Consider the following 15,856-nt stretch of genomic DNA (forward strand, 5'->3'; position numbering starts at 1 on the left):
GTGGCGACTTTCACTCAATTGGCATCTGGAAACTGGCGCGTCCAAGTCCGCCGCAAGACCCGTTATGTGGCCGAGACCTTCAGACGGTGCAAGGACGGAGAAGAATGGGCGGTCGAGATGGAGCGCAATATCGACCGCAACGGATCGTCGAAGCTCCGCTTGCATCGTAAGGAGCACGTCTGCGATGCCGCCGGCGGCGGCAATAGACGACAGTAATCTGACCGATGTAGATTTTTGCTGGAAACATCTTCCGTCCCACTTACTCACGCTAGCGAGCGGCGAGATGAAAAACGGGAGAAGCTCAAGCATTCAACCGGAATAAAGATCGTCTTCCGCAACAAGATCCGTATCGATCAAGCTCATCCGTGAGAGATCGATGATGGACCAGTTTCAGCGTGATTGAGGAAGCGCCTCAATAGAAGGTGAACGGCCTGACCAAACTGGATCAATCGTCTGGCTCAGCTGATTGCTCAGCTCACCTGCAACGAGCAAGCGCCGGGCCGGCCTTGCGGGTGATCATCCCGGCCGGGAAATTCCACGGGATGATTGCGGCACAAACGCCGATCGGCTGCTTCAGCACGATGATGCGGCGATCGGCCGTGAAGCCTGGAATAGTATCGCCATAGACGCGTTTTGCCTCCTCGCCGAACCGCTCGATGACGCTTCGGCATACGCGATCTCGCCTTTGGCTTCAGCGAGCGGTTTCCCCTGCTCCGCCGTCAGGATCGCGCTGAGATCGTCCTGGTTCGCCATGATCAGATCGAACCAGCGTCGCAGGATCACGGCGCGCTCTTTCGCGGTCCGGGCGCGCCACGCCGGTAGCACGGCGTTGGCGAATTCGATCGCCCGCCGGGTCGCGGCCATCCCACGTTAGGGACATGCCCGACCACGGTGCCGGTCGAGGGATTATCGACTGCGATGGTGGCGCCGTTATCGTCAGCTACCCACGCACCCGCCACCGGACAGGCATCGCGCAACAGGGTCGGATCCTTGAGCGTGAGTTTCGAAGTCATGATGAAGACAGCCAAAATGAATAGAGTGAATCGATCCGCGACCAGCGCAAAACCGGCTTAAAGCGTTCCGCGCTCGCTGCTGAGGAACGTGGCAACGACCTCGATCTGGTCGTCAGCGATCAGCGCCGGCGCATGCCCACAGTCAGCGACGCTGTGGACGCGGACATTGCGATTGCGCCGCATCATGTCCCTGAGGACGGCTTCGGGAAGCAAATCCGATTGCTGCCCGCGTATCACAAGAATGGGGACATCGATCGCATCCCAGTATTTCCAGAGATCGACGCTGTAGTGCCAGGGGTTTCGAAAGGCATGGGCGATATTCGGATCGCACAGCGGCCTGAAGCAGCGCCCCTCCGCGCTCCAGCTCACACTATGCGTTGTCAGATGCCGCCAGTGCGCATCCTCCAATCGCCCGAAGGGCGCGAGAACCCGCCGGTAGTAGCCTTCGGCCTGTTCGATCGTCTCAAAGGATCTTGGCGCATCGTTGAGATTGGCGCCGAGGCGAAGCAATCCGGCCCAGGGCAAATAGGGTCCGATATCGTTGATGACGATGCGACGGATCGGACTGCCCGGAAGGGCGGCCAGCACCATCCCGATCAGGCCACCGAGCGACGTGCCCACCCAGTCGATCTCCGTTGCACCGAGTCCTGCCATCAGCACTGTCATATCGCTGCAATATTGCGGCAACGCGTAGTCGCTGCTGTCCTGCAACCGCTCGCTTTGTCCCCGGCCCGGCAAATCCGGGCAAATGACGCGCCGGCCCGCGCTGGCGAGCACTGCGGCGAGATGATCGAAGTCACGGCCGTTTCTCGTCAATCCGTGGACACAGAGTACTGGCCGCACCGCGGACGCCGGTCCCCAGTCCGTGAATGCCATGCGATGGAAGCTGCGGCGGGTCAGCCCGCGCACCGATCCGATACGGTCGGGCGCCATCTGCCGTCCTTCAGGCCAATCCGCGGGGCGCACCTCGGTGGATTTCAGCCGCATCGGTCTATTCGACAAAGCGGTGGGCGTCGGCCGAGGTTTCGAAGATATGTGGCGCGACGTCGCGGCGGGAGAGCGCATCGCCGAGCTTCAGGCGCATGAATGCGCTGGTGGTGTAGCGCGAGGCATGATCGTAGCAGGTCCGCTCGACCTCCGCGGCCATCGAAAACCATTTCTCCGCCATGTCGGGAGCGATGTAAGACGAATCGTAATTGACGACTGCGGAAAACCGGCGTCCGACACGATGGAAGAGCTCGAGGATCGACGCCCGGATTACCTCGACCTCGGCATCTCCATGGACCCGATAGCCGTCGAGACCGAGAAACAGCGTGTTGCGATCGGCATCGTATGACAGCCGCTCCGCCAGCGGCCGATTGAGCAGCCGGTCGTCTAGCTGCATCAGCGCTTCGCTGAACAGCGAAACATCCATGGATTTCGGCGCTTGGATGATGGGGCGAAAGCCCATCAGCGCGAGAATGTCGCGCTCCATGTCGACACCCGGCGCGATCTCCGTCAGTTCGAGACCTTCCTGGGTAAGCTTGAACACGCATCGCTCGGTCACATAGAGAACCGGCTGCCTGTTGGTTGCGGCAAGCTTGCCCGAAAACGTGATCTGATCCACTTTGTCGATGAATTTCGAGGACTTGCCTTCGCTGAGGATCTTGAGCTGACCATCCGCGACCGATGTCTTGAGCCCACCCGTGGTGAAGGTGCCTGCGAAGATCAGCCGCCGCGCGTTCTGCGAGATGTTGATGAAGCCCCCGGCGCCGGCCAGGCGGCCGTTGAACAGGCTGACGTTGACGTCGCCGCGGCCATTGACCTGGGCCATGCCGAGACAGGCCAGATCGAGCCCGCCGCCGTCGTAGAAATCGAACATCTGATTCTGGTCGATGATCGATTCTGCATTGATCGAAGCACCGAAATCGAGGCCGCCTTGTGGAATACCGCCGATGATGCCGGGCTCGGCAGTCAGCGTCACAAAGTCGAACAGCTTCTCCTCGGCGGCAACCGACGCAACGCCCTCGGGCATGCCGATGCCGAGATTGACCACGCCGCCCATTGGCAATTCCAGGGCGCAGCGGCGCGCAATGATCTTGCGGTTGTCCAGCGCCATCGGAACATTGCGATCGGCCGGCGCGCGCAATTCGCCCGAAAATGCCCCGTTGTAACCGGTGGCATAGGTCTGAACATGGTTTTCGGGCTGGGCAACGACGACGCAGTCGATCAAGACACTCGGAATCTTGACATGACGTGGATTGAGCGAGCCGGAGGCGGCGATGCGCTCCACCTGCGCGATGACGAATCCCTTGCAGTTCTTGGCGGCCGTTGCCAACGCCAGATTGTCGAGGGTCAACGCCTCTTTCTCCATCGAGATATTGCCATTGTGGTCGGCGGTGGTACCTCTGATGATCGCAACGTTGATCGGAAATGCCTTGTAGAAGAGCCATTGTTCGCCGTCGATTTCGATCAACCGCACCAGCTCTTCGGTGGTGCGCGCATTCAGCTTTCCGCCGCCATTGGCCGGGTCGACGAAGGTGCCGAGCCCGACCTTGGAGAGAAGTCCGGCCTTGCGCCCCGCAATTTCGCGAAACAGATGCGATACGCATCCGAGCGGCAAGTTATAGGCCTCGACGTGATTGTCGACCGCCATCCGGGCGAGCTTCGGAACCAGGCCGAAATGTCCGCCGACCAGGCGTTTGATCAGGCCGGGATGCGCCAGCCGGTTGAGGCCGCGATCGGCGCCGTCCCCGGGCGCCGCCGCGAACACCAGCGAAAGATCCCGCGGCTCTCCGGTCTGGACGAAGCGTCGCTCCAGCGCCTTGATAATTTCGTCAGGCGTTCCCACGCCGACGAAGCCGGACGAGGCGACGGTGTCACCGGAACGGATGATGGCCACCGCCTCCGCGGCGTCGACGATCTTGTTGCGCATCAGGCTTCACTTCCGGCATTGGCGTCGCGGGCGACCAGCCAGTCGGCAATGCTCTGGCTCAGCTTGCCCTGCGATTTGCTGGAGACGAACAGGCCGACATGGCCGCCGGGCAGCGGAATTTCGGTGTAATCCGTGCTGCCGATCTTCGCTCCGAGCGCGCGCGAGCAATCCGGTGGGATGATATGGTCGTCCAGCGCAAAAACATTCAGCACGGGAGCCGCGATCGACTTCAGATCGACCCGACGGCCGGACAATTCAAAACTGCCATCGACCAGGCGGTTCTCCTGGTAGAGATCCTTCAGCCACTGCTTTGCCGCTTCGCCGGGATGATGCGGACGGTCCGCGAGCCACTTTTCCATGCGGAGGAAATTCATGAACTTCGCCTCGTCATCGACGACGTCGATGAGATCGACATTGTACTTCGTCAGTGAGCGCATCGGCGTCATCATCGAGAACACCGAGCTCATGAACTCGCCCGGCAGCACGCCATAGGTGTCGACCAGCTTGTCGATGTCATCAGGATCGAGGCTGCGGGTCCAGAGGTTGAGGAAGCCGTGGTGCACGGCCTTGTCCTTGACATCGGCATGGAAGTCGATCGGCGTGATGGTGATGACGAGATTTTTCACCTTCTCCGGGTGCAAAGCAGCGTAGCACGTCGTAAAGACGCCGCCTTCGCAGATGCCGAGCAGCGTGATCTTGTCATCGCCGGTTTCCTGCGCGATGCGGTCGACTGCGGCATCGATGTAGTCATCGACGTAATCATCGATTTTCAGCCATCGCTCGGTTCGGCCCGGCTGACCCCAGTCGATCAGCCAGAGATCGAGTCCTTTTGCGAGCAGGCTGCGCACCAGCGAGCGGTCGGGCTGTAAATCAGCCATGGTGTACCGCCCGATCAGGCCGTAGGCCAAAAGGACGGGCGTCTTCGCACTGGCTTGCGCCATCGGCTCGTAATGGAACAGCTCGACCTTGTCGCGGCGCATGACCAGATGCTTCGGCGTCGTACCGATGGCGACGTCTTCATCCCGCGTGTTGGCGATCAGCTGTGTCGCCTTGAACATTTTCTCGGCGTTGGCCGCCATGTCGCGGGCGAAGCGCGAGGTCTGATTCTCCTGGTCGCTCATCGTGTGCCTTCGCTCTTCTGGTCGCGCATCTGGCGGGTGAGCGTGCGGACTTCACGGCGGAGTTCGGTCAATTGCCGCGTCACATCGTCGAAATCCTTGCGAGTCGGTAGACCCAACATGGCTGACGCCGCTTCAGCCACGTCATCCTGCCGGCTCCGTAATTTGAGGCCCGCCTGGAGCAACTCTTTCTGAGCTTGCAAAAATCCGTCGGTGCGCTGGTTACGGATCAGTTCCTCGTTGGAGATTTCGCTCCATTTGGCGAACGCCTCGCGCCACTCCGGATGCGGGGAGCCACCGCTACCGCTTGCGGACATCGTCTCGTAAAATCGCTTCGACGCTTCAGGCCAAGGCGCGGCAGCGACCGCATTGTAGCTCGCAAGCCGCTGACGCATCTCGATCCAGGCGCCAAAGGCCAACGCCATTTTCCGGTCGATGTCCCAGACGTCGGCAAGCCGCGGCCCCTGCGCCATTCGCTCGATCGCCGCCGACAACTCGTTGCCGTCGCCAAAACCACCCGGCTTTTCCGACAGACGCGCCAGCATGAACGGTGCCATCGACCCCGACCACGCCTCGACCATGCGGTTCGAGGATTCGGCCATCGTCTGCCATAGCTTCGCCCATTCGAGGCCGGGATCGGAATCCGCGGAAGCCGATTTGTCCTTATCGCTCATGCTACTCACTCTTTGTGCCGCTCAGGCCGCCGCGCGGTTGCCGAACGCCTCGGTGTAAATCGCCAGCGCATCGTCAAAGCTGAGTTCGCGCGGGTTGTTGACCAGAAGCCGCGTCTGCTTCATCGCGTCCTCGGCAAGCTTCTTCAGGTCGCCCCTCGCAATGCCGACATCGGCCAGCGAGGCCGGAACATTGCAATCCCGGCAGATCGCCGCGATGGCGTCGACGAAGATCCGCGCCCGCTGACCGACGTTCATTCCCTGCGATTTGGGATCCACGATCGGCGCCAGCTCGGCATAGAGCCCTTCCGCTTCCGGCAAATTGAAGCGCAGCACCTGCGTCAGGACCAAGGCGTTCGACAAGCCATGCGGGACATGGAACAGCGCGCCGATCGGATAGGCCAGCGCATGTACGGCGGCGACCGGCGAATTGGCGAAGGCCATGCCGGCCAGCATCGAGCCCAGCAGCATTTGCGACCGCGCCTCCAGATTGGATCCGTCCGTACAGACCGTCCGGACATTCGCCGACAGCAGGGCGAGAGCCTGCCGCGCCAACTGGTCCGACATCGGATTCTTCCGGTGCTTGCTGGTATAGGCTTCGATCGCATGGACCATGGCGTCGATGCCGGTCGCCGCGGTGACAGGCGCGGGCAGGCCGAGCGTCAGCTCCGGATCAAGGATGGCCCAGTCCGGAAGCAGGCGGGGCGCAACGACGCCCTTTTTCTCGGTCGTCGGCGTGGTGACGATCGCGATCGGTGTCACCTCCGAGCCCGTTCCGGCCGTTGTCGGCACCAGCAGCAGCGGAAGGCGTTCGCCCTTCGCAAGACCGACGCCGTAGATATCTTCGAGGCGATCAGGCGTCTTGGCCAGATAGGCCACCAACTTCGCGGTATCGAGCGCGCTGCCGCCGCCGATCGAGGCAACCAGCTCGATGTCCTTGTCACGGCAAAGTGCGACCGCCCGCTCGATGATATGCGACGGCGGATCCGCCTCCACATCTTCGAATATTGTCAGTTCGCAGCCGCCGGCAATCAGGCCAGCCTCGGCGTTTGTCGTAAGGCCGGCATTGCGTACGCCCTTATCCGTAACCAGCAGGACACGTTTTGCCGCGTATCCCGCGACCAACTCCGCCAGCTTCTTCGATGCGCCTGCCTCGAACAGAATGTTGGGCGGTGCCTGGAAGGTAAAAGCTTTCATCTGACATCACTCCTGATCTAATCGGACGTTACTGCCGCAAGCGCCGCGGCGAGCTGTTCGGTCACGGCGTCAATCGGCTGCAAACCGTCGACGAGATTGAGCAGTCCCTGCGACCGGTAGTATTCCGTGACCGGCGCAGTTTGCTCGCGATAAACGTCGAGCCGGGTCTTGAAGACCTCGGGATTATCGTCGCGGCGCACCGGCTCGCCTCGGCTTGCCGCCTCGTCGGCGCGCCCCTTGATGCGCTCGAGCAGTGCATCTTCGTCGACCTCGAGCTCGAGTACCGCGTCGAGCTTGATGCCCCGGATAGCGAGTTCCCGATCGAGCGCTTCGGCCTGGGCGACCGTGCGCGGGAAGCCGTCAAGGACAAAGCCGTTTGCCGCGTCGGAATGATCGATACGGTTGGCGATCACGGACACCACAACGTCGTCGGGCACAAGTTCACCGCGATCCATGATGTGCTTGACGCGCAATCCCGCAGCCGTGCCTTCCGCGACCGCCTGGCGCAGCATGTCGCCGGTCGACAATTGCGGGATGGCAAATCGAGTGACGATCCTCGTCGCCTGCGTGCCCTTGCCTGCGCCTGGCGGCCCCAACAGAACCAGTCTCATATCGTTGCCCATATCTCGGTTTCAGCTCTTTGCCCGCGCGATCGCCTCGACGATCAGCCGGCGCAGATCGTCCGCGCTCGGACCGCGTCCAGGCAGCATCCCGTGATCAAGCGATTTGATTTCGCTCTGAGGCGACCGGCCCTACTTATTCAGGTCAACCGTCGGCGGCTGGCCCATTGCACTCGCAAGCTCGCGAAACTGCGCGTTCATTTTTTCCATCTGCTCCTTGAGATGGCTTTGATAAACTGCGCCCATTTCCTGCGGGTCCTTGGCCTGCAACAGCCGTTGCGCAAGCTCGAAGCCCGAAGCCACATTTTCCTCGGCGAACGCGACTGCCCTTTCGTTCATCTCCTTCGCCGCCGAATAGGTTGAGCGAACGCTGGAATCGGCCTTCTCTCTCAATTTCTGGGATTCGGTTATGTACTTCGACACAGCCTCTTTCGCCTTATCGAGCGTGGTCTGCGCCATTTCGCGCATCTTCTCGGCCTGCTCGCTGATCTGCTCACTCATTGCACTCTCCATTGCCGGCGTTTGCGACCACGCCAATTTCCGCTCAGCTCATCAATCGGCCCTTGCCGACGGCTCACGCGGTCGGCTCAACGACCTGTTTCAGCTTCTCGCGAAGTTCATCCACCAGCACTCGGGTATTTTCGCTGTAGTCGATCGGCACCACGACGAGGTGCACACCGCCACCCTTGAAGGCGTTTTCGAGCGTCGGAATCAATGAACCCGTGCTTTCGACCCGCGAGCCTTTCGCGTCGTAGCTCTCGGCATATTTGACGAAATCCGGATTGCCGAACGTGAGGCCAAAGTCCGGGAAACTGTCGACCGCCTGCTTCCAGCGGATCATGCCATAAGCAGAGTCTTCGAGGATCAGCACGACGAGATTCAATTTGAGGCGAACCGCGGTTTCCATTTCCTGCGAATTCATCATGAAGCCGCCATCGCCGCAGACCGCGAGCACGCGACGTTCCGGATGCAGCATCGCCGCCATCATGGCGGATGGCAGCCCGGCGCCCATTGTCGCCAGCGCATTGTCCAGCAGCAGCGTGTTCGCCACATAGGTGCGGTAGTTGCGGGCGAACCAGATCTTGTACATCCCGTTATCCAGCGCGACGATGCCGTCCTCAGGAATGACCTTTCGCACATCGTGCACGATGCGTTGCGGGGTCGGCGGCCAGCGATCCTCGGTATTGCGGTCGGTGATCCGCTTCAAAATGCCTTCGCGAAGCCCGAGCAACGCGCCGGCGTTGTGCAGCCGACCCTCCACGCGATCCGCTAGCAGTTCCAGGCTGGGCCCTACATCGCCAACCACCTCGCATTGCGGAAAGTAGACCCGCTCCACATTGGCCGGCGTGTAGCTGACGTGGATCACCTGGGGACCCTTCGGCCCCATGATGAACGGCGGCTTCTCGATCGTATCGTGGCCGATCGCGATGATGAGGTCGGCACGATCAACGGCCTCGTGAACGTAGTCACGTTCGCTGAGCGCCGCCGTCCCCATATAGAGATTGCCGCCCCCGGGTACGGTCCCCTTACCCATTTGCGTCGTGAAGAACGGAATCTGCGTGCGGCGGACAAACCCGCCGATGCCCACCGTGCTCCGCGGCCGGGATGCCGCGGCACCGAGCATGATCAATGGCCGCTTGGCCTTGAGGATCATGTCGGCAGCGCGATCCAGCGAGGCACGATGGGCGACCGGGATCTCGATCGGATGCGGCGCCACCATCGCGACGTCCTCGGATTCTTCGCCGGCGATGTCCTCCGGCAATTCGAGCAGCACCGGACCCGGGCGTTCTTCCATGGCGATCCGGAAGGCATCGCGAACGATCGTCGGAATGCTGGTCGTGCTGACAATCTGGAGCGACAGCTTGGTCAACGGCTTGAAAGCGCTGACCACGTCGACGATCTGGAATTTGGCCTGCCGGCTGCTCATGATGCCCTTCTGGCCCGTGAGCATGATCATGGGCATGGCGCCGAGCAGCGCATAGGCGGCGCCAGTCGTCAGGTTCAATGCGCCCGGGCCCAGCGTGGTGATGCACACGCCGGGTTTGCCGGTCAGTCGTCCATAAGTCGCGGCCATGAAGGCCGCGCCCTGCTCATGGCGTGTCAGGATCAGCTTGATCGACGAGTTGCGCAGGCTTTCCACGACATCGAGGTTCTCTTCACCGGGAACGCCGAAAATCCGGTCGACGCCCTCGTTCTCGAGTGCGGCAACCAATAAATCTGAACCCTTCGGCATCTTATTCTCCTGATCTTGCGGTAACGAGGTGGCACCAATCGTGCTCAAGCGAGGACGGCTCTCCCAGTTGCCGGTTATCCCAACCGACGAATGATGCTTTGGGTGAAATCGGTGGTGGATGCTTTACCCCCAAGATCCGGAGTACGAACTCCGTCCTTCCGTAAAACCTGATCAATCGCCGTTCTGAGACGGTTCGCAAGATCAGGCTGATCAATGTGCTCCAGCATCAGCCCGACCGCCAGCAGCAAAGCGAGCGGATTGGCGATTCCCTTGCCGGCGATATCCGGCGCCGAGCCGTGCACGGCCTCGAAGATGGCCGCATCCGGTCCAATGTTGGCACCGGGAGCCATGCCGAGACCGCCGACCAACCCGGCGAGCTGATCGGACAGGATGTCGCCGAACAAATTGGTGGTGACGATGACGTCGAACTGCCAGGGATTCATGACGAGCTGCATCGCCGTGGCATCGACGATGCGATCGTCCATTTTGACCCTGCCCTCGTATTTCTTTGCAACCTCGTGACCGACCTCGAGAAAGATGCCGGTCAGCGCCTTCAGCACGTTGGCCTTATGTACGACGGTCACCTTCTTGCGACCGTTTTTGAGCGCGTAGTCGAATGCGAATTCGATGATCTTGCGCGATCCTTCGCGGGTATTGACCCCGGTCGAAATAGCCACCGCGTGCGGATCTTCCCCGATCGGGATATAATGTTCGAAAGCGACATAGAGCCCGCCGAGATTCTCTCGCACCAGCACGATATCGATTTCGTCGAATCGTCCTCCGGGAACCATGCTTCGAACCGGCCGCAAATTGGCGTATAGGCCGAATTCTTCGCGCAGACGAACATTGATCGACCGGAATCCTCCCCCCACCGGCGTCGTTAGCGGGCCCTTCAGGGCGAGCCGCGTGCGCCGGATGCTGTCCAGCGTCGCCTGCGGCAGCGGATCACGGCTTGCCTCGATCGCTGCCAGGCCACCCTGCTGGATGTCCCATTCGAATGGAGAGCCGAGCGCTTCGAGAATGTCGACGGCCGATTTCAGGATCTCGGGGCCGATACCATCGCCTGGAATGAGCGTAGCGGGCCGCTTCTGCAGTGATCTAGCTGTGGTCATCGCAAATCCCCTTGAATGAAACGGCGTTTTCAGCCGGCGTCCTTCGAAACGTTGGCCCCGCGTTCAATGGACCGGCTCCTGCACGGTCACAGCGTCGCGTTGTGGATTTCGGCTGAGCGCCAGCACCATGATGCACCCCGCGCCGGACAGAGCGGCAAGCGGCAACAGCCCCAGTGAGTAGCTTCCGGTGGCATCCTTGATGACGCCGAGAAGATAGCTCCCCAGGAATCCGCCGATGTTTCCGATCGCGTTGACCTGCGCGATCGCAGCGGCAGCAACGCCAGCCGACATCCATTCCGTGGCAAGGGCCCAGAACGGCCCCTTGACGATGTAGGTGGCCGTGACGGAGACACACAGCAACAGGACAACCGGAAGCAGCGCGCTGGTGAATGGAGCGACCGAAAGGCTGATCGCCAATAGCAGCAGCGGAATCGCTGTATGCCAGGTTCGCTCGCGCGTGCGATCCGAATTCCGGCCCCAGAGCACCATCAGCACCGATGCAATTCCGAACGGGATGGAATTGACCAATCCGGTTTCCATGTTGCTCAGGCCGAACGACTTGATGATCTGGGGCTGCCACAGCGAAAGAACCTGGCTCGAGCCGGACGCGCCGGCATAGATCAGCGAGGCGGCGAGAACATATTTGTTCGACACGACCTGCCAAAGCGACAAATGCGCCGCGGCCTTTTTCGGCGAAGAAGTGTCGGCGGCCAGTCGATTGGCCAGCCAGTTGCGCTGCGCATCGGTGAGCCATCGCGCATTGGCAGGCCCGTTGGGCAGCACGAAGAACGAGGCGATGCCGAGAAGTACCGCAGGTACTGCCTCCAGCACGAACATCCACTGCCAGCCGTGATAGCCGAGATATCCCTCAAGCTGCAGCAACGAGGCGGAAATCGGCGAGCCGAGGAAACTCGAGATCGGAATCGCAACCATGAAGATCGCGACGATCCGGCCGCGGTATTCGGCGGGAAACCAATAGGTCAAGTAGAGAATGACGCCCGGAAAGAACCCTGCCTCGGCAGCCCCCAGCAGCATTCGCACGAGATAAAACGAGTTTGGCCCCACCACCAGCGCCATGCATGCGGCGACGATGCCCCATGTGATCATGATCCGCGCGATCCAGAGCCGGGCTCCCACCTTCTCCATCGCCAGATTGCTCGGCACCTCGCAAAGGACATAGGTGATGTAGAACAGCCCGCCTCCGAGGCCGAACGCGGCCGACGAGAGGCCGATATCCTGGTTCATTTGCAGCGCGGCGAAACCGGCGTTGACGCGGTCGACGAACGCGATGAAGTAACAGACCATCAGGAAGGGAATGATGCGGAACGTCACCTTCCGCATCGTTTCCTTTTCAATGTGCGATGGCCGCGCAGCAGTTGAAGTCATGGCGTCCTCTCTCCTCCCGCAGATCTGAAGCCGGTCTATTTTTCCGATGCCGCGAAGGGATCGAGACCCGCTTTTTTCAGGGTCGGAGCGGCTGCAGCTGAAGCGAGGAAGGCAATGAGAGCCCGTCCGGCTTCCGGCTGACTGGCACTGGAGGTTATGCCTGCAGAAAAGATCGTGATTTTCTGGACGTCTGGCGGGAGCGGCCCGACAAGATCGGCTCCAGCGATCGGCAGAAGCTCACTGATCTGTTGAAAGCCGAGTTCGGCGTCACCGCGCGCAACAACACTCGCGACCGGCTCAGCCGGAATCATTTTGGCTTTGGCCTTCATCTCGGCGGCAATCCCGAGACGCTTGAACAGCTCGTTGCCGACATAGACGCCGCTGGCGCTATCGGAGTACGCGACCGACTTCGCGTTCAACAGTGCCTGTTTCAATGCATCAGGCGTACCGATGTCAGGCTTTGGCGTGCCGGCGCGTACCGCGATCCCGATCGGCGAGCGTACCAGGTCGACCCGGCTGGTTCCGACCGCCCTGCCCTGCTCGATCATTTCGCCAAGCGCGTCGCCGACCATGATGAGCACGTCCGCTGCCTCCCCGCGTGCCAGTCGCACGGGGATGGCATTCTCCGTCCTACCCATCGAAGGGCCATAGGCCGTGACGACCGTGTTTCCCGTCGCGCGTTCAAATTGCGGTACGAGTTCCTTATAAGGCGTCGCCAGGCCTCCCGAGATCATGACCCTGACCTCGGACGCCCCGGCTAGTCCCGCCGCGGCCGTCAAAACAATCAGCAAGCTCAGCGCAACTAGCCTGCGCACGACGATCGTCATCGGCAATTTCCTTCGATGCAATTATTCAGGGACTGTGCTTGCTCGATGACGATCGACGTCATCGAGTACTTTGGTGGTCACGTCCCTATCACCGTCTCGGCCGAATTGGCCCCGGATAGCGCGCGTCGTTCCTGCGGCCTGTAAACGAGGTACGTCCCGGCCAGACCACAGAGTGCTGCCGCGCTCATCCAATATCCCGGCGACGCATTGTCACCAGTGGCAGCGATCAGCCAGGTGCAGATCGCTGCCGTAAACCCACCGAACGTCGTTGCCAGACTATATGCGAGGGAGAATCCCGACGTTCGTACACCTACCGGCATGACTTCGGTCAATGCGACGATCATCGCGCCGTTGTAGCTGGCGTAGATGAAAGACAACCAAAGCAGGACCGTCAACATCTTCGGGAACGTCGGGCCTGCGGCCAACCAGGAAAGCGCGGGATATGCAGTCAGAAATGCCAAAGTCGAAAAGGCGATGAGGATCGGCCGACGACCAATCCGATCGGACAACGAGCCCATGATGGGAAGCCAGATGAAGTTCGATATTCCCACGCAAATCGTCACGATCAGGCCATCGGCCGCGGTCAGCTTGAGGACCGATTTGCCGAATGTCGGCGTGTAGACGGTAATGAGGTAGAACGACACCGTGGTCATGATCACCATCATCATCCCGGCAAGAACAATGCTCCAATTTGCGAGGATGGAGCGATAGATCTCGCGGGGTGTCGGATGATGCTTCCGCGCCAGGAACTCATCGGTTTCCTGCAGCGAGCGTCGAATGAAAAATACGAAAGGAACGATCAGGCAGCCGATGAAGAACGGAATGCGCCAGCCCCAATCGTCAAGCTGCGCCGGTGCAAGCCAGGCATTCAGAGCGAAACCCAGCGAGGCCGAGACGATGATCGCGACCTGTTGACTTGCCGATTGCCAGCTGGCGTAAAAACCCTTCTTTCCCGGTGTGGCCATTTCCGAGAGATAGACGGAAACACCACCAAGCTCGACGCCAGCCGAGAAGCCCTGCAGCAGGCGTCCAATCAAGACGAGAATCGGGGCCAATATGCCAATGGTTGCGTAACTTGGCACGAACGCGATGAGCACCGTCCCGGCAGCCATGATGGACAATGTAACGATCAGGCCTTGGCGCCGGCCGATCCGATCCACGTAGGCGCCGAGGATGATGGCGCCGAGCGGACGCATCAGAAAGCCTGCGCCAAACGCGACAAAGGTCAGCAGCAGTGACGCGTATTCATTTTCCAGCGGGAAGAATGCTTTGGCGATGTACGACGCGTAGACGCCTGACAGAAAGAAATCGAACATCTCAAGAAAGTTGCCACTGGTGACGCGGAGCACCATGCCAAGCTTCGACTGTCCGGTGGTAGCCGTCATGCCGTCCTCCCTTTTTATCGTTTGTGATTCTTTGTCTTGTTCACCCGTCTGGCAGGTGTTGCAAACTTGATCGCGGCCGGATTGACCGATACGCGAGGCGCTATCGTTCAAGCTAGGCTGCCTCACCGTATATCAGCTGCCTGTCATCAACCTGTCGCTGATGCACCCTGCAGGAAAATCTGGTCGAAGTCGGAGTGAAGACGGTGCGCTTGGCGAGCCGGCAGATATGGGGTTTCTCTCGGATGTTATTCCGTTCGAAATCCAAATCCGTGGATCTCTATGGATCCTGCAATGCGCGGCGCCACTCTTTGAGAAAGCTCGCTCGTTTTGCTTGATCGAGATAGGTGAGCAATTCCGCACCAATATGGATTGGTTTGACTGCGTTGCTGCGATCCGCAGGTATGACACCTTCTGCACCGAGGCCGAGGCGCACAGGACCGACCGATCGGGCCAGGAGAAACTTCTGACCGCGTTCCGAAAGCAAGTAATCGAGGAACAGTTTCGCGGATTCTGGGTGCGGCGCGGCGACCGGTATGAAGGCTATGCGCGACATCAACGTGATGTAGTCGGCAGGAAACACGATTCCGATTGAGGCATCTTCCTTGGCCCGTTCGATCGCGTAAGACCCTATCATATTATAGGCAATCAGATGTTCGCCGGATGAAATCCGATCCAGCACCGTTCCGGTGGTCGAGTAGAGCTTGATACCGGCGCCGCCGAAGGCACGGACCAAATCCCACGTCGTCCTGGTGATTCCGGCATCGCGCGTGATGAACAGGAATCCGGTCCCGCTCTGCTCCGGGTCGTAGGTTGCGATCTTGCCCCGATAGGTATCAGGCTTTCGGGTTAGAAGGCTCTTCAGATCAGCGCGGGTTCGGGGAACGTCGGACTCCGCAACGAGGTTCTTGTTATAAACAATGACAATCGGCTCCGCCGTGATGGCATAGGCTTCGTCTTTCCAAATTGCCCAATCCGGGATATGCGCAATTTCCTTCGACACATAGGGTTGCGCATAGCCGTCATTGACGAGCTTGATCTGCAGATCCATTGCGGAGCTCCAGACAATGTCTCCGGGTGCTGCGCTGGAGGTCGAGGGATCCACGACTTGATTGTAGATATCGTTCGAGTTGATCTTTGTATGGACGATCTCGATGTCCGGATGGCCTGCCCGGAAATCGGCAAGCAGGTCGGCGACGTCCGCGTCCTGGGTCGTCGATACGATGTTGAGTTGCTCTCGAGCTCCGGCGGTAGCGGATGGTTGCCCTTTGCGAGGGCCGAGCTGCGCTTGCTCCGACATGGCAGGCCACGCCAGCAAGATTCCAACGCACAAGGCCAAGGCTTTGGCAGCCCCCATCGTGACGTTTCCTCGTCCATGAGCCG

13 protein-coding genes and 1 pseudogene are annotated in these 15,856 nt (G+C 60.4%); all 14 read right to left on the bottom strand.

From position 1 onward, the window contains the following. Window positions 1-487: 487 nt before the first annotated feature. Window positions 488-1,013, bottom strand: a pseudogene (locus tag AC0L3J_RS07510) (aldehyde dehydrogenase family protein); the annotation flags it as partial. Window positions 1,014-1,070: 57 nt separating this feature from the next. Continuing rightward, window positions 1,071-2,000, bottom strand: a complete 930-nt coding sequence (locus AC0L3J_RS07515; protein ID WP_473346665.1) for an alpha/beta fold hydrolase — start codon at window positions 1,998-2,000, stop codon at window positions 1,071-1,073. Between the two features lie 4 nt (window positions 2,001-2,004). Then, window positions 2,005-3,927: an acyl CoA:acetate/3-ketoacid CoA transferase gene (locus tag AC0L3J_RS07520; protein WP_473346666.1), complete on the bottom strand. Its 1,923-nt coding sequence runs from the start codon at window positions 3,925-3,927 to the stop codon at window positions 2,005-2,007. Further along, on the bottom strand, window positions 3,927-5,048 hold the full coding sequence (gene phaC, locus AC0L3J_RS07525) for a class III poly(R)-hydroxyalkanoic acid synthase subunit PhaC (protein ID WP_473346667.1): 1,122 nt from the start codon (window positions 5,046-5,048) through the stop codon (window positions 3,927-3,929). The genes AC0L3J_RS07520 and phaC overlap by 1 nt, the downstream gene beginning before the upstream one ends. Continuing rightward, window positions 5,045-5,719, bottom strand: a complete 675-nt coding sequence (locus tag AC0L3J_RS07530) for a poly(R)-hydroxyalkanoic acid synthase subunit PhaE (RefSeq protein WP_473346668.1) — start codon at window positions 5,717-5,719, stop codon at window positions 5,045-5,047. The genes phaC and AC0L3J_RS07530 overlap by 4 nt, the downstream gene beginning before the upstream one ends. A 21-nt stretch (window positions 5,720-5,740) precedes the next feature. Then, the gene (locus AC0L3J_RS07535; RefSeq protein ID WP_473346669.1) at window positions 5,741-6,913 is read right to left on the bottom strand and encodes an iron-containing alcohol dehydrogenase; all 1,173 of its coding nucleotides are present in this window, start codon (window positions 6,911-6,913) and stop codon (window positions 5,741-5,743) included. Window positions 6,914-6,930: 17 nt separating this feature from the next. After that, on the bottom strand, window positions 6,931-7,524 hold the full coding sequence (locus tag AC0L3J_RS07540; RefSeq protein WP_473346671.1) for an adenylate kinase: 594 nt from the start codon (window positions 7,522-7,524) through the stop codon (window positions 6,931-6,933). 141 nt (window positions 7,525-7,665) lie between these two features. Then, on the bottom strand, window positions 7,666-8,034 hold the full coding sequence (locus AC0L3J_RS07545; RefSeq protein ID WP_473346672.1) for a phasin family protein: 369 nt from the start codon (window positions 8,032-8,034) through the stop codon (window positions 7,666-7,668). Between the two features lie 73 nt (window positions 8,035-8,107). Then, complete coding sequence (locus AC0L3J_RS07550; protein ID WP_473346673.1) at window positions 8,108-9,766, bottom strand: acetolactate synthase large subunit; 1,659 nt, start codon at window positions 9,764-9,766, stop codon at window positions 8,108-8,110. A 74-nt stretch (window positions 9,767-9,840) separates the two neighbouring features. Continuing rightward, the gene (locus AC0L3J_RS07555; RefSeq protein WP_473346674.1) at window positions 9,841-10,878 is read right to left on the bottom strand and encodes an isocitrate/isopropylmalate dehydrogenase family protein; all 1,038 of its coding nucleotides are present in this window, start codon (window positions 10,876-10,878) and stop codon (window positions 9,841-9,843) included. Between the two features lie 63 nt (window positions 10,879-10,941). Beyond that, window positions 10,942-12,264 (bottom strand): MFS transporter, encoded by a 1,323-nt coding sequence (locus AC0L3J_RS07560; protein WP_473346676.1) that lies wholly within the window; start codon window positions 12,262-12,264, stop codon window positions 10,942-10,944. Between the two features lie 35 nt (window positions 12,265-12,299). After that, window positions 12,300-13,097 carry a substrate-binding domain-containing protein gene (locus AC0L3J_RS07565; RefSeq protein ID WP_473346678.1) on the bottom strand — a complete coding sequence of 266 codons (798 nt, stop codon included), beginning with the start codon at window positions 13,095-13,097 and terminating at the stop codon, window positions 12,300-12,302. A 71-nt stretch (window positions 13,098-13,168) separates the two neighbouring features. Beyond that, window positions 13,169-14,476: a tricarballylate/proton symporter TcuC gene (gene tcuC / locus AC0L3J_RS07570; RefSeq protein ID WP_473346764.1), complete on the bottom strand. Its 1,308-nt coding sequence runs from the start codon at window positions 14,474-14,476 to the stop codon at window positions 13,169-13,171. A 277-nt stretch (window positions 14,477-14,753) separates the two neighbouring features. Further along, window positions 14,754-15,830 carry an ABC transporter substrate-binding protein gene (locus tag AC0L3J_RS07575; protein WP_473346680.1) on the bottom strand — a complete coding sequence of 359 codons (1,077 nt, stop codon included), beginning with the start codon at window positions 15,828-15,830 and terminating at the stop codon, window positions 14,754-14,756. Between the last annotated feature and the right edge of the window lie 26 nt (window positions 15,831-15,856).

The sequence above is a fragment of the Bradyrhizobium sp. Kon37 genome (assembly GCF_055807535.1).